Origin of the sequence: Kutzneria sp. CA-103260, from assembly GCF_018263855.1 — a bacterium.
In the GTDB taxonomy this organism is placed as follows: domain Bacteria; phylum Actinomycetota; class Actinomycetes; order Mycobacteriales; family Pseudonocardiaceae; genus Kutzneria.
In genome coordinates this window covers 10,265,431-10,279,083 of sequence record NZ_CP073318.1, presented here as the reverse complement: position 1 = coordinate 10,279,083, position 13,653 = coordinate 10,265,431, and the positions used below count along the sequence as shown (strand labels likewise).

The 13,653-nt window shown below is 71.1% G+C and carries 13 protein-coding genes; 1 reads left to right on the top strand and 12 read right to left on the bottom strand.

What is annotated here, in order from left to right:
• Nucleotides 1-54 precede the first annotated feature (54 nt).
• The 12 genes from mutM to JJ691_RS46125 all read right to left on the bottom strand — a co-directional run bounded on the left by mutM (nucleotide 55) and on the right by JJ691_RS46125 (nucleotide 12,477).
• Nucleotides 55-921: a bifunctional DNA-formamidopyrimidine glycosylase/DNA-(apurinic or apyrimidinic site) lyase gene (gene mutM, locus JJ691_RS46180; protein ID WP_211765712.1), complete on the bottom strand. Its 867-nt coding sequence runs from the start codon at nucleotides 919-921 to the stop codon at nucleotides 55-57.
• 117 nt (nucleotides 922-1,038) lie between these two features.
• Nucleotides 1,039-1,782 (bottom strand): ribonuclease III, encoded by a 744-nt coding sequence (rnc, locus tag JJ691_RS46175; protein ID WP_211765711.1) that lies wholly within the window; start codon nucleotides 1,780-1,782, stop codon nucleotides 1,039-1,041.
• 32 nt (nucleotides 1,783-1,814) lie between these two features.
• Nucleotides 1,815-2,000 carry a 50S ribosomal protein L32 gene (gene rpmF / locus JJ691_RS46170; RefSeq protein ID WP_211765710.1) on the bottom strand — a complete coding sequence of 62 codons (186 nt, stop codon included), beginning with the start codon at nucleotides 1,998-2,000 and terminating at the stop codon, nucleotides 1,815-1,817.
• A gap of 2 nt (nucleotides 2,001-2,002) precedes the next feature.
• A complete protein-coding gene (locus tag JJ691_RS46165; protein ID WP_211765709.1) occupies nucleotides 2,003-2,587 on the bottom strand; it encodes a YceD family protein in 585 nt (194 codons plus the stop codon).
• A gap of 99 nt (nucleotides 2,588-2,686) precedes the next feature.
• Nucleotides 2,687-3,412 (bottom strand): DivIVA domain-containing protein, encoded by a 726-nt coding sequence (locus JJ691_RS46160; RefSeq protein WP_211765708.1) that lies wholly within the window; start codon nucleotides 3,410-3,412, stop codon nucleotides 2,687-2,689.
• Nucleotides 3,413-3,534: 122 nt separating this feature from the next.
• Nucleotides 3,535-3,966 (bottom strand): ribonuclease domain-containing protein, encoded by a 432-nt coding sequence (locus tag JJ691_RS46155; protein ID WP_211765707.1) that lies wholly within the window; start codon nucleotides 3,964-3,966, stop codon nucleotides 3,535-3,537.
• A gap of 101 nt (nucleotides 3,967-4,067) precedes the next feature.
• Nucleotides 4,068-4,550, bottom strand: coding sequence for a pantetheine-phosphate adenylyltransferase (coaD, locus tag JJ691_RS46150; protein WP_211765706.1), 483 nt, complete (start codon nucleotides 4,548-4,550; stop codon nucleotides 4,068-4,070).
• 46 nt (nucleotides 4,551-4,596) lie between these two features.
• Complete coding sequence (gene rsmD / locus JJ691_RS46145) at nucleotides 4,597-5,154, bottom strand: 16S rRNA (guanine(966)-N(2))-methyltransferase RsmD (protein WP_211765705.1); 558 nt, start codon at nucleotides 5,152-5,154, stop codon at nucleotides 4,597-4,599.
• Nucleotides 5,155-5,212: 58 nt separating this feature from the next.
• Nucleotides 5,213-6,925 carry a M16 family metallopeptidase gene (locus tag JJ691_RS46140; protein ID WP_211765704.1) on the bottom strand — a complete coding sequence of 571 codons (1,713 nt, stop codon included), beginning with the start codon at nucleotides 6,923-6,925 and terminating at the stop codon, nucleotides 5,213-5,215.
• Nucleotides 6,922-7,857 (bottom strand): hypothetical protein, encoded by a 936-nt coding sequence (locus JJ691_RS46135; RefSeq protein WP_211765703.1) that lies wholly within the window; start codon nucleotides 7,855-7,857, stop codon nucleotides 6,922-6,924. Before JJ691_RS46135 ends, JJ691_RS46140 begins: the two co-directional genes overlap by 4 nt.
• A gap of 194 nt (nucleotides 7,858-8,051) precedes the next feature.
• Nucleotides 8,052-8,939, bottom strand: coding sequence for an arginase family protein (locus JJ691_RS46130; RefSeq protein WP_249227462.1), 888 nt, complete (start codon nucleotides 8,937-8,939; stop codon nucleotides 8,052-8,054).
• A 160-nt stretch (nucleotides 8,940-9,099) separates the two neighbouring features.
• Complete coding sequence (locus tag JJ691_RS46125; RefSeq protein WP_211765702.1) at nucleotides 9,100-12,477, bottom strand: pyruvate carboxylase; 3,378 nt, start codon at nucleotides 12,475-12,477, stop codon at nucleotides 9,100-9,102.
• 265 nt (nucleotides 12,478-12,742) lie between these two features.
• Between JJ691_RS46125 and JJ691_RS46120 the strand changes: the two genes are divergently transcribed.
• The gene (locus JJ691_RS46120; RefSeq protein WP_249227461.1) at nucleotides 12,743-13,645 is read left to right on the top strand and encodes a carbohydrate ABC transporter permease; all 903 of its coding nucleotides are present in this window, start codon (nucleotides 12,743-12,745) and stop codon (nucleotides 13,643-13,645) included.
• Nucleotides 13,646-13,653: the final 8 nt, after the last annotated feature.

Sequence of the window (13,653 nt, the reverse complement as noted above, 5' to 3'; positions counted from 1 at the left end):
CGCAATGTGCACTACTGCGCAACCCGGGGATCCCCCTAGGGGACACCCCCAGCATCAGATGTGGGGGTTCCTCGGCATGGGCTGGCACCTGGGGCAGGAGTAGGAGGAACGGTTCATGAAGGGGTCGCGGCGGATGACGCTGCCGCAGCGGCGGCAGGGCTCGCCCTCCTGGCCGTAGACCGCGAGCGCGCGGTCGAAGTAGCCGGACTGGCCGTTCACGTTGACGTACAAGGCGTCGAAGGAGGTGCCGCCGGCGGCCAGCGCCTCGGTCATCACGTCGGCGGCGTGCGACAGCAGCTCGCCGGCCTGAGCCCTGGTCAGCTTCTCGGTGGGCCGGGCCCAGTGCAACTTGGCGCGCCACAGGGACTCGTCGGCGTAGATGTTGCCCACCCCGGACACCAGGGTCTGGTCGAGCAGGGCTCGCTTCACGCCGGTTCGCTTGCGCCGCAGCGCGGTCACCGCGGCGTCCGGGTCGAACGCCGGGTCCATCGGGTCGCGGGCGATGTGCGCGACCGGGACCGGCAGCGCGGCGCCGTCCACCTCGACCAGGTCGGCCATGGCCAGGCCGCCGAACGTGCGCTGGTCGACGAAGCGCAGCTCCGGCCCGCCGTCGGCGAAGCGCAGCCGGACCCGCAGGTGCTTCTCGTCGGCGATGCCCTCGGGCTGCACCAGCATCTGGCCGCTCATGCCGAGATGGGCCAGGATCGCCTCGGCCCCGTCCAGCTCCAGCCACAGGTACTTGCCACGCCGGCGGGCCGCGACCACGTCCCGCCCGGCCAGCCGGTCGGCGAAGTCGACCGGGCCGAGCTCGTGCCGGCGGGTCGCCCGCGGGTGCAGCACCTCGACGGCGGTGATCCGCCGGCCGGTGACGTGCGAGTCCAGTCCCCGGCGGACAACCTCGACCTCGGGCAGCTCAGGCATCGGCCCACCCCTCTCCGGCATGGACAACACATGCTCGGAAGGGGGCATTCCTGGCGTTGAACGCTAGGAATGCCCCCTTCCGAGCACCACTGGACAGTGGTGGGTGGAGAACCCTGGTCAGCCTTCGGCGGCGGCCGGCGGCGGGATCTCCGACTTGAGCGTCGTGTACGCGGCCTCGGCCGCCTTCTGCTCGGCTTCCTTCTTGGTGCGGCCACCGCCGCTGCCCAGGCCCCGCCCGCCGACGTACACCGTGGCGGTGAACTCCTTGCGGTGGTCCGGGCCCTCGTCGTCGACCCGGTACTCGGGCACGCCGAGTCCCTGCGCGGCGGTCAGCTCCTGCAGGCTGGTCTTCCAGTCCAGGCCGGCGCCCTTGAGCGGGGCGGCGGCCAGCAGCGGGTCGAACAGCCGGTGCACCAGGCCGCGGGCCACGTCGATGCCATGGGCCAGGTAGACGGCGCCGATCATCGCCTCGAGCCCGTCGGCCAGGATGCTGGCCTTGTCCCGACCGCCGGTCAACTCCTCGCCGCGCCCCAACAGCAGGTGCGCGCCGAGGCCGCCGGGGCCGAGGTCACGGGCGACGCCGGCCAGCGCCATCATGTTCACCACGCTCGCCCGCAGTTTCGCCAGCTGCCCCTCGGGCAGATCCGGGTGCCTGCGGTAGAGGTGGTCCGTCACCACGAGTCCGAGGACGGCGTCGCCGAGGAATTCGAGACGCTCGTTCGGCGGCAGGCCGCCGTTCTCGTACGCGTAGGACCTGTGAGTGAGGGCCAACACGAGAAGCTCGGCGTCCAACTGGACACCGAGCGCCTCAAGCAGCGGGGCCCGATCCGGTGCCGGACCCCGTGATCCCTTACCTCCCACTGCGCTCTTCACTTCTCGCCGGGAGGCGGCGGTCAGGAGGCCGGCTGGACGACCTGGCGGCCGTCGTACTGACCGCAGGCCGGGCACGCGATGTGCGGCAGCTTCGGCTGACGGCAGGCGCGGTTGGAGCACGCCACCAGGGTGGGGGCCACGGCCTTCCACTGCGAACGGCGCGAACGGGTGTTGGAGCGGGACATCTTCCGCTTCGGGACGGCCACGACTAGCTCTCCTCCTCGGTCCCGCCGAACTTCTCCTTGAGAGCAGCCCAGCGAGGATCAATCGTCTCATGTGCGTGGTCGGGGCCCAGTTCGGCCCACTTGACGCCGCACTCGGCGCACAGTCCACGACAGTCCGGCGAGCACAGCGGAACCTGCGGCAGCGCGAGCACCACCGCGTCGCGCACCACGGGTTCCAGGTCGATCAGATCGTCGACGAGGCGTGACACCTCGTCCTCGTCCGTGGTCGCCTCGGTCGCGCTGTCCGGATAGGCGAACAGCTCGGTGAAGCGGACCTCGACCGTGCCGGAAAGCGGGTCAAGACACCGCGAGCACTCACCGACGGTCGCCGCGGTCGCGGTCCCGGTGGCGAGGACGCCCTCCACTACCGACTCGACCAGCAGGTCCAGCACGACATCGCTGCCCACCTCGACCCCGATGACCTCGGGAAAGCCGAAACCCTCCGGCGCCGGAGCCACTCGGTGGTAGCTGCGGCTGGAGCCGGGTCGGCGACCGATGTCCCTGGTGTCGATGACCCAGGGTCCAGCGGTCTGCTGCTGAGGGCGCGCGTGTGATCGTTGCTTAGGCATGGTGGTTGTGTCGCTGGTGGGGTGACTTACCGTTTCCAGCCGGTCAAGCGTACTCAAGAAGGTGGCCGGAAGGAAAATCAGCAGGTGAGAGGGGGTAAATCAATCCCTGGCGTAGTCGAACGGGGCCGCCGAGGCGGCGCTGCTGGACATCGGGGCCCGCAGGCTGGCCCGGCCCTTGCCCACCGTGCGCAGGGTGTGGGCCAGCAGATCCTCGAAGTCGGCCAGCTTGGCGTCGACGTAGGCGTCGCACTCGCCGCGCAGCCGGTTGGCCTCGCCGCTGGCGGCGTCCAGCACACGCGCGGACTCGGCGTGGGCGGCCTGCACGACCTCGGTCTGCTGGACCATCCGGTGCTGCTCGTTGCGGCCGTCCTCGACGGCCCGCTCGTAGGAGGCGCGGCCGGCCTGGACCATGCGGTCGGCCTCGGCTCGGGCCCGGCCGGTCAGGTCCTCGAACTCGTGCCGGCCGGCGGCGGCGACCCGCTCGGCCTCGTTCTCGGCCTCGGCCACCATCCGCTCGGCGTGGGCGCGGGCGTCGGCGACCAGGCGCTCGGCCTCAGCACGAGCCTCGGCCACCATCCGCTCGGCCTCCTCGCGGGCCTTGCCGACGCCGGTCTCGCTCTCGTGCTGGGCCTTGGAGATCATGCTGTCGCGGTGGTCGAGCACGTCCTGGGCGTCGTCCAGCTCGCGCGGAATCGCGTCCCGGATGTCGTCGAGCAGTTCGAGTAGGTCGCCACGGGGCACGACGCAGCCGGAGGTCATCGGCACGCCGCGCGCTTCCTCGACAATCGTGACGAGTTCGTCGAGGGCCTCGAACACCCGGTACACGTCGCACTCCTCTTGGGCTATACGGCTGGCAGTCTCCAGTCTGCCCGCTCGACCCGCCCTAGGCGGGGAGATTCGCTGGCGTGTCCGACGCCCGACCCGATCGGCCGGGCGCCGGGGACGGCTCACTTACTGATGTTGACCAGCGAGAACGAGGCGTAGTGGTCGCCGGTGTAGAAGTACTCGCCGGCCGAGCCCGTGATCATCCGGCGGGCGCCGCGGGTGGACGCGCCCGGCGTGGGCACCGTGTACTCGTGGTAGTAACCCGAGGAGCACAGCGGCAGGATGTGCTCGTCGTTGCGGAAGACCACACCGTCGTTCTTCGGGTACGGGAACGGCCCGCCCTGCTTGATCAGCTTGACCGTGGTCGTGGCCTGCGCCGGCAGGCTGGACAGGTTGACCTTCTTGTAGCTGCTGGTGTTGCCGCAGGCGACCTGCGCGGCCGCTGGGTGGGCGACCGGCGCGGCGACGCTGACCGTGGCCAGGCCGAGGACGCCGACCACGGCGAGGGCGAGGGCCAGCAGGGCCTTCACGGCCCGTGACGTGAGGTAGCTCATACCGGCAACGTAACGCGATCAGGTGATCACCAATAGGAGCCAACCTGAACCCACGGTTGACAGTTGGGGCCGGACCGGACGCGAAGGCCGCGAGGCCGTGCTCAGGCCCGCTCGGCCAACCGCTTCATCAACCGGTCGTGCACCAGGTCGGGCAGCAGATGGGCCACGTCCCCCTTGTACGTGGCCACCTCCTTGATCAGCGAGCTGGACATGAAGCTGTGGACCGGGTTGGTCGGCATGAACAGGGTCTCCACCCCGGTCAGCTGGTGGTTCATCTGGGCCATCTGGAGCTCGTAGTCGAAGTCGCTGACCGCGCGCAGGCCCTTCACGATCGCCTTGATGTCGTTGGCCCGGCAGTAGTCCACGAGCAGCCCCTGCCAGGAGTCCACCCGCACGTTGGGCAGGTGCCCGGTGACCTCGCGGATCATGTCGACCCGTTCCTCGACGGTGAACAGGGTCTTCTTGTTCTTGTTGACCGCCACCAGGACGACCAGCTCGTCGAAGACGTCGGCGGCCCGGCTGACGATGTCCAGGTGGCCGTTGTGCACCGGGTCGTAGGTGCCGGAGGAAACCGCACGCCTCATGGGCGGACCGTAACAGGGATGCCGCCGGCTCACCGCGTGGCAGCGATCACGGCCCAGCAGTGACGACAGCCCAGTGCAGCGTGGTCTCCCCGTACTTCTTGCTCCGCGTCGGCTCCACACCGTCCGGCCAGCGCGGATCCTCGCCGCGGGTGGACCGCTCCACCACCAGCGTCGCCTCCCGCGCGGCCCAGGCCAGCACGGCCGTCAGCACGTCGGCGAGCTCCGGCTCCCCCAGCGCGTACGGCGGGTCGACGAACACCAGGTCGTAGCGGTCGGCCGGCGTGGTGGCCAGCACCGACTGCACGGTGCCGTGCCGCACGTCGGCGCCGAGCAGACCCAGCGCCTTGGTGTTGCGGCGGAGGATGTCGGCGGCCCGGCGGTCGGACTCCACGAACGTCGCCTTCGCCGCACCCCGCGACAGCGCCTCCAGCCCCAGCGCGCCGGAACCGGCGTACAGGTCGAGCACCAGCGCGCCGTCCAGGCCGACGGCCGCCTCCAGCGCGCTGAACAGTGCCTCCCGCACACGGTCGGAGGTCGGCCGGGTGCCGCTGGGCGGCACCTCCAGCCGACGTCCTCCGGCCGCGCCGGCCACGATCCTGGTCACGGCACCATCCTGCCGGAACCCGCAATTCGGTGTGACGGAGAGCGTGACTCGCGGGGGTTCAGCGGTGGTTGCGGCGGAAGAGGCCGAGCTTGCTGGCGATGCGGGCGAGGCCGACGCCCAGGGCGATGGTGAGCCACCAGGTGATCACCACGTGCCGCCACGCCGAGGCCGGGTCCTCGCCACTGGAGCCGGCGGCCGCCGCCACGGTGAGGCCGACCGACACCACCAGCAGGAACACCAGAACCAGGCCGCCGAACACGAGGATCCCCATCGCCCGGCCCGCCGCCTTGGCCGCCACCGGCGCCGCCGGGATCGGCGTGGGCGCGGGCGGCGCCGGGCGCTGCGGGATCCGGTCCGCCGGCCGGGCCGGCTGCCAGACCATGCGCTCCGGGCCTATCCGCTCGTCGATGCCGGCGATGGTCTCCGCCGCCACGTCGTGCAGGTTCGGCTCGATGCTGACGCTGACGCCGTCCGCGCCGATCAGCCGCCGCGCACCGTCCGGCCAGCACTGCATCAACACGCAGTCCACGTAGAGCACGGTCAGCGCCCCGTACGGGGACACCATGCTCACGCCCTCCTGCCCGAGGACCAGGGTGAGGTCCTTGTTCTGCAGGGACGGGAAGTCGCCGCCGGTGGTCGCCGCGTCCGACCACATCGGGGCCTCGGCGAAGCCGGCCCAGTCGGCCCGACTGTCCCGGGGGACCTGCAACAGCAGGCTGTCCAGGGTCTGCTCGGCCACCTCGCGCAGGTCGTCGACGGTGACCGCGGCCAGTTCGCCGCGGAAGTCCCGGAGCGAGGTCCGGGTTCGCCCGTACAGCAGGTCCACCGCCTCGGTGAACAGCATCGCCCGGATCGCTCCGGGCCGGTCGATGGCGCTGGTCGCCTTGTCCCGCACCACTTCCAGCTCGTCGGCGTCGATGCGGCCGTAGCGGAACGCGGCCAGCACGTCGATCAGCCCGCCCAGCACCGCGTCCTGCTTCTCCGGCAGCGCGTCGGCCAGCCCGGTGATGGTGGCGGCGTCGGCGTCCCTCGGCGCGTACGACGTAGCGACCGCGTAGGAGTTGCCGTCCTCGGTGCGCAGCGCCCGGTACAGGGCCCGCTCCAACACCAGCGCGAACAGGGAAGCCCGCGCGGAGCGTTCCACCACGGCGCTGAAGGTGATCTTGCCGCCGCCCTCGGCGAAGTACGCCGGCGTGGTCGCCAGCGCCGAGGTCAGCGGCGGCAGCGGGTGCTGGATACCGGAGGGCAGCGTCAGCTCCAGGCCGGCCGGCGCGTCCCCGGCGATCCACAGCACCGCGTTGTCCCGGGTGAACCGGGTCGCCGCCCAGTTCCGCACGTCGTCCTCAGCGATCGCCTCCAGGCCCCACTCCGGGTAACCGGCCGCGCCGAAGCCGACCGCGCCGTAGCGCCAGACCAGCAGCGGATCGTGCGGGCGGCTGGCCTGCTCGGTGCGCAGGATCGTCTTCTCGGTGGCCATCCGGTCCAGCGGCAGGTCCCGCAGCGAGTCGCAGACGCTGGTCAGGTAGCCCACCACGGCCTGGTCGCTGCCGCTGGTGAAGAAGTGCGTGGTGGTCAGGCCGGTGGCCGCGTTGGCGTCGTGCTCGATCAGGCCGTGCCGGTGCAGCGCCAGGTGCTCGACCAGGTGCGTGATGCCCCGTCGGGACAGCGGCTCGTCCGCGCAGCCGACCCGGAACACCAGCCCGGCGGTCAGCGGGCCGTCGCTCGGGGCGATCAGGGTCCGGATGCCGCAGACCTCGGTCTCCTTGATCACTTCGCACCGCCGAAGGCCTTGTCGCGCAGGAAGGTGAAGCCCGCGGCCGGATCCGCGTACAGCTGCTGCCACGGGTACTCGCTGGCCACTTCGTCGCCGAGCGGCCGGAAGCACGCCGCGGCCCGCTCCCGGTCGCCGATCTTGCCGAACAGGGCGGCGAAGACCCCGTAGGCCTGCGGCCAGTGGTAGCCGCCGAAGAAGTCCGGGTGCAGCACCGACTTCTCGGCCGCGGCGATGATCTCCTGTTGCACCGCCGAACGTCTCAGGTAGGCGGTCTGCTCCTCGCCGTCGAGCTCCCAGTAGTGCTCCAGGTGCGCCTCGCCGACGACCGCCGGGCTGAGCGAGCCCGCCGGCGCGTTGTCCATGCACTGCCTGGTGAAGGTGTGCAGCGCCGCCCAGGAACCACTCCACTTCGGGCACAGCTGCTGCACCAGCTGGCTCTGCGCGGCGAAACTGTGCGGGGCGAACCGCGCCAGCCGGTCATAGCGGCGACGGGCCTCGCTCTGCCCTACTTCCAGTCCACGCGCGCTCCGGAGCCGGAACGACCAGGCCACGACGTCGCTCGGGTCCTCGGCGGTCAGCCCCAACAGGATCGGCTCCGCCTTGCACAGCTGCTCGCGCATGCCCGCGAACTGGTCGTGGCTGACGTACTGGGCCCGCTTGGCCGAGCGGATCTCCCAGGCCTTCGAGATGTAGCGGGCCCCGAGCAGCCGCCGGGCCAGCGGCGAGGGCGGCAGCTGCTCGAGGAACTCCTCCGCGCCGACCACGTCGGCGACGACTTTGACCGCGTAGGCGGTCATGTCCGGGTCGGACAGGCCGGCGAAGAACAGCTCGATCGCCGTCCAGTCGGCCGCGCGCACCGATTCGCGCAGCTCGACCAGTTCCGGGAAGGCCGCCGCCTGGTCGAACCGGCGGGCCGAGGGCGTGATCACCAGCGAGACAATAGATGAAAATGCTTCATCTACCGACGGACTCCCCGGAACCAGAGCAGCGCGAGCGGCGCGACCATGATCACCACCAGCGCCCAGAACGCGATTCGGCGCCGGCGGTGTCGGCCACGACCCAGGCGGCCGCGGCGACGTCGAATCTCGGGGATGTCACCCGCGGGACAATAGGTGACCTGGGGTTACTGGCGTACCGGATAGGGCAGCGAGGACGCCGGTTGGGCGGGCAGGGTCGTCGAGTGGGCGTGCAGCGCCGCCCCGACCGCCCGCAGGATCGGCGCCAGCACGGCCAGCCGGTCCGGGTCGTCGGTGGCGCACTCGGTGATCCCGGCCCCGATGATCGGCCGGATCGCCGCCACCGCCCGGATCGCGTCCACCAGCTCGCTGATCAGCAGCCCGCCCGGCACCGGGCAGGTCACGTCGGCGAACTCGCTGGGGTCCAGCACGTCGAGGTCGATGTGCAGATAGAACTGCGGGGCCCGGGAGGCGATCACCGCGTCGAGCACCCACGAGGTGTCGTAGCCGCGCTCGATCGGCACGTGCCGGACCAGCCCGCGGTCGACCATGGCCTGCTCGCCCGGGTCGAGGGTGCGGGCGCCGGCCAGCACCACGCGGCGGGACACCACCGGGGTGTCGAGCACGAAGTCGCGGTCGCCCTCGCCGAAGGCGTGGCGTAAGGCCATGCCGTGGTACGCGCCCGACGGCGAGGTCGCCGGCGTGTTGAGATCACCGTGCGCGTCGAACCACAACACCCCCAGCGCCGGCCCGAAACGCTTGCGGGCAAAGCCGAGCGGCACGGTCTCCACGCCGCAGTCGCCGCCGATGGTCAGCACCGGACCACTGGCATGTCGCAGCGACTGCGCCTGAAAGCCCCGGTTTGCCAACAGCACTTCGCGATTGTGGATGCCGCCGACCAGCGTGGACGTGCCGGCGCGCACGGGAACTCTTCGCACGTCCAGACCGAGCACCCGGCCGGCCAGGTCGGCGAGCGCCTGGCAGCCGGTCGGCAACCACGGGGACTTCGGGACAACCGCGCCCTGTCGCTGGGCCACGGCCTGTAACTCCAGCACGAATCACACCTAACCAGCGACCGGGATCGCGTTGCTAGCCGGCAACACGGGGAACATCGGTTCACTCTACCGGCTGACGCATCACGGCGCAGTGAAGAAAATCGTCCACAGTGGACAGACGAGTGCCCCCGGCCGCGAACGGCTCGGGGGCACCCGGATGTCAGGACAGGACGATCAGCAGATCGCCGCCTTCCACCTGCTGCTGCGGGGAGATGGCCAGGCGCCCCACCGTGCCCGCCTTCGGCGCGGTGATCGCCGCCTCCATCTTCATCGCCTCGATCGTGGCCACCGTCTGCCCGGCCGAGACGCTGTCACCCTCGGCGACCGCCATCGTGACCACTCCCGCGAACGGCGCAGCGACGTGGTTGCTGTTGCCGCGGTCGGCCTTCTCGGCGGCCGGCACGTCGGCGGCCACCGAGCGGTCCCGCACCTGGATCGGCCGCAGCTGTCCATTGAGGACGGCCATGACGGTCCGCATGCCACGCTCGTCGGCCTCGCCGATGGCCTCCAGCGTGATCAGCAGCCGCACGCCGCGGCCGAGATCCACCGAGTACTCCTCGCCCGGCCGCAGGCCGTACAGCCAGTCCTTGCTGCGCAGCACGCTGGTGTCGCCGTAGGCGTCGCGGTGTTGGAGGAACTCCCTGGTCGGCGCCGGGAACAGCAGCCGGTTCAGGGTCGCCCGCCGGTCGTTGGCCAAGCCCTCGACGTCGTCCTCGGACAGCTCGGCCACACCCTTCGGGGCGGCCCGGCCGGACAGCGCCTTGGTGCGGAACGGCTCGGGCCAGCCTCCGGGCGGGTCGCCCAGCTCGCCGTGCAGGAAGCCGATCACCGAGTCCGGGATGTCGAACCGGCCCGGGTCGGCCTCGAACTCGGCCGGGTCCACGCCGGCGCCGACCAGGTGCAGCGCCAGGTCGCCGACGACCTTGGAGGACGGCGTGACCTTGACCAGGCGGCCCAGCATCCGGTCGGCCGCCGCGTAGGTGGCCTCGATGTCCTCGAACCGGTCGCCCAGCCCCAGCGCGATCGCCTGCTGGCGCAGGTTGGACAGCTGCCCGCCGGGGATCTCGTGGTGGTACACGCGGCCGGTCGGCGACGGCAGGCCCGCCTCGAACGGCGCGTACACCTTGCGCACGACCTCCCAGTACGGCTCCAGGTCGCCCACTGCCTGCAGGTCCAGCCCGGTGGTGCGGGCCGAGTGGTCGGTGGCGGCCACGATCGCCGACAGCGACGGCTGCGAGGTGGTGCCGGAGACCGAGGCGGTGGCGCCGTCGATGGCGTCCACCCCGGCCTGGATGGCCGCCAGATAGGTGGCCAGCTGCCCGCCCGCGGTGTCGTGGGTGTGCAGGTGCACCGGCAGGTCGAACTCCTTGCGCAGCGCCGTGACCAGGCGCGCGGCCGCCGGCGGGCGCAGCAGGCCGGCCATGTCCTTGATCGCCAGCACGTGCGCGCCGGCCCCGACGATCTGCTCGGCCAGCTTCAGGTAGTAGTCCAGGGTGTAGAGCTGCTCACCCGGGTCGGACAGGTCGGCGGTATAGCAGAGCGACACCTCGGCGACGGACTTGCCGGTCTCCCGCACCGCCTCGATCGCCGGCCGCATCTGCTCGATGTCGTTGAGGGCGTCGAAGATGCGGAAGATGTCGATGCCGGTCTCGGTCGCCTCCTCCACGAACGCCCGCGTGACCGCCTCGGGATACGGCGTGTAGCCCACGGTGTTCCGACCGCGCAGCAGCATCTGCAGACACAGGTTCGGCACCGCCTCGCGCAGCGCCGCCAGCCGCTCCCACGGGTCCTCGGCCAGGAAGCGCAGCGCCACGTCGTACGTCGCGCCGCCCCAGCACTCCAGCGACAGCAGCTGCGGGTTCATCCGCGCCACGTACGGCGCGACCTGCACCAGGTCCTTGGTCCGGACCCGGGTGGCCAGCAGCGACTGGTGCGCGTCGCGGAAGGTGGTGTCGGTGACCAGCACACCCGGCTCGTTGCGCAGCCAGGCCGCGAAGCCCTCCGGCCCCAGCTCGGTCAGCCGCTGCTTCGAGCCGGCGGGCGGCTCGGTGGACAGATCCAGCTTGGGCAGCTTGTTCCACGGGTCGATCACCGCCGGCCGCGCGCCGTTGGGCTTGTTCACCGTGACGTCGGCGAGGTAGGTCAGCAGCTTCGTGCCGCGGTCGGCCGACTGCCGGGCGGTCAGCAGCTCCGGCCGCTCCTCGATGAACGCCGTGGTGACCTTGCCGGCCCGGAAGTCCGGGTCGTCCAGCACGGCCTGCAGGAACGGGATGTTCGTGGAGACGCCGCGGATGCGGAACTCGGCGACCGCGCGCCGGGCCCGGGCCACCGCCGCCTCGAACGACCGGCCGCGGCAGGTCAGCTTGACCAGCATGGAGTCGAAGTGCGCGCCGACCGTGCTGCCGGCGCCGATCGCGCCGCCGTCCAGCCGGATGCCCGAGCCGCCGGGCGAGCGGTAGGCGCTGATCACGCCGGTGTCCGGGCGGAACCCGTTCACCGGGTCCTCGGTGGTGATCCGGCACTGCAGGGCGTTGCCGCGCAGGTAGATCGCGCTCTGGCTCAGGCCCAGGTCGCCCAGCGTCTCGCCGGACGCGATACGCAGCTGGGACTGCACCAGGTCGACGTCGGTGACCTCCTCGGTCACCGTGTGCTCGACCTGGATGCGCGGGTTCATCTCGATGAAGACGTGGTTGCCGCGCTGGTCGAGCAGGAACTCCACGGTGCCGGCGTTGCGGTAGCCGATCTGCTTGGCGAAGGCCACCGCGTCGGCGCAGATCTTGTCCCGGACCAGCGGGTCCAGGTTCGGCGCCGGGGCCAGCTCGATCACCTTCTGGTGCCGCCGCTGCACCGAGCAGTCGCGTTCGTAGAGGTGGATCACGTTGCCGACGCCGTCGGCCAGGATCTGCACCTCGATGTGCCGGGGCTGCACCACGGCTTGTTCGAGGAACACGGTCGGGTCGCCGAAGGCCGACTCCGCCTCCCGCATCGCCGCCTCGATCGACTCGCGCAGCTGGCCCGGCTCCAGCACCCGGCGCATGCCGCGCCCGCCGCCGCCGGCCACCGCCTTGACGAAGATCGGGAAGCCGACCTCGTCGGCCGCCGCCAGCAGCGCGTCCACGTCGCTGGAGGGCTCCGAGGACTTCAGCGTGGGCAGCCCCGCCGCCTTGGCCGCGGCGATGGCCCGGGCCTTGTTGCCGGTCAGCTCCAGCACCTCGGTCGGCGGGCCGACGAAGGTGATGCCGGCCGCCGCGCAGGCCGCCGACAGCTCCGGGTTCTCCGACAGGAAGCCGTAGCCGGGGTAGATCGCGTCCGCCCCGGCCTTGCGGGCCGCCTCGACGATCTCGTCCACCGAGAGGTAGGCCCGCACCGGGTGGCCGGGCTCGCCGATCTCGTAGGCCTCATCGGCCTTGAGCCGGTGCAGCGAGTTACGATCCTCGTAGGGGAACACCGCCACGGTTCCGGCGCCCAGCTCGTAGGCGGCGCGGAATGCGCGGATGGCGATCTCGCCGCGGTTGGCGACGAGCACCTTGCGAAACATCAGGCGTTCCTCCCGTTTTCCTGGGATCCGTCCAGCTCGGCACGCTACCGTGGCTTTCCATTCATGTGGGAGAACCATCCCGCGTGATGGACATAACGGAACGCGATCGGCGTGAGCGGGGTCACGCTTCAGGCTCTAGCCTGCGCTGATGCCCAGTGACGAGCTCTCGACCGAGCGTGACGTCAGCGCCGCGTCGACCGTCAGCAATCCCATATTCACCGGCCGTCCCCTGATTGGCCCAGTGACCGACACAGACTCCGCACCTGTGTCACAGTCAGTCATCAACCGCCGCTGGAACCCGCGGGAGCTCGCGCTCACCGTGCTGTTCCTGGCCCCCGCGGTCGTCGGGCTCGGCGCCTTCGTGGTCTTCCCGCTGTTCCAGGCGGTCTACCTGGCCACCATGGGCAGCGACATCCTCGGCAACCCCACCCGGTTCGTGGGCCTGCAGCACTTCCAGGAGCTGTTCACGCCCGAGTTCGGCGCGGTGCTGGCCCGCACCGCCGGATTCACCCTGATGGTCGTGGTCGCCGGCGTGCTGCTGCCACTCGCCCTGGCCGTGCCGCTGAGCCAGCGGCTGCCCGGCATGCGGATCTTCCGCACCCTGTTCACGCTGCCCTTCGCCTACTCCGCCTCGGCCGCCTCGGTGGTGTGGCTGCTCATGCTCAACCCGGCCATGTCCCCGGTGAACTGGCTGCTGCAACTGGTCGGCGTGAGCGCGCCGGGCTGGACCACCGACTCGGGCTGGGCGCTGGTCACCGTGGCCGGTGTGACGGTGTGGATGGTGTCCGGCTTCAACCTGTTGGTGCTGGCCGCCGGCCTGGCCGGCCTGGACGAGCAGGTGCTGGAGGCGGCCCGCATCGACGGCGCGTCGGGCGTCCGCCACTTCACCGGCATCGTGCTGCCGATGATCTCGCCCAGCGTGTTCTTCGTGATCGTCACGACCACGCTGACCGCGCTGCAGAGCCTGGGCCAGCCCCAGGTGATGACCGACGGCGGGCCCAACGGGGCGACCAGCACGCTGGTCTACTCGATCTTCAACCAGGCGTTCCACAACAACAACAGCAACTACGGCCTGGCCAGCGCCCAGGGCCTGGTGCTGCTGGTCGTCGGCGTGCTGCTGGCCGCGGTGCAGTTCGGCGTCATCGAGAGGCGGGTGCACTACCGGTGAGCCGGCTG

Coding starts and splice junctions, on each gene's coding strand:
- mutM (WP_211765712.1), bottom strand. CDS start 921: ATGCCTGAGCTGCCCGAGGTCGAGGTTGTCCGCCGGGGACTGGACTCG.
- JJ691_RS46165 (WP_211765709.1), bottom strand. CDS start 2,587: ATGCCTAAGCAACGATCACACGCGCGCCCTCAGCAGCAGACCGCTGGA.
- JJ691_RS46155 (WP_211765707.1), bottom strand. CDS start 3,966: ATGAGCTACCTCACGTCACGGGCCGTGAAGGCCCTGCTGGCCCTCGCC.
- coaD (WP_211765706.1), bottom strand. CDS start 4,550: ATGAGGCGTGCGGTTTCCTCCGGCACCTACGACCCGGTGCACAACGGC.
- JJ691_RS46125 (WP_211765702.1), bottom strand. CDS start 12,477: ATGTTTCGCAAGGTGCTCGTCGCCAACCGCGGCGAGATCGCCATCCGC.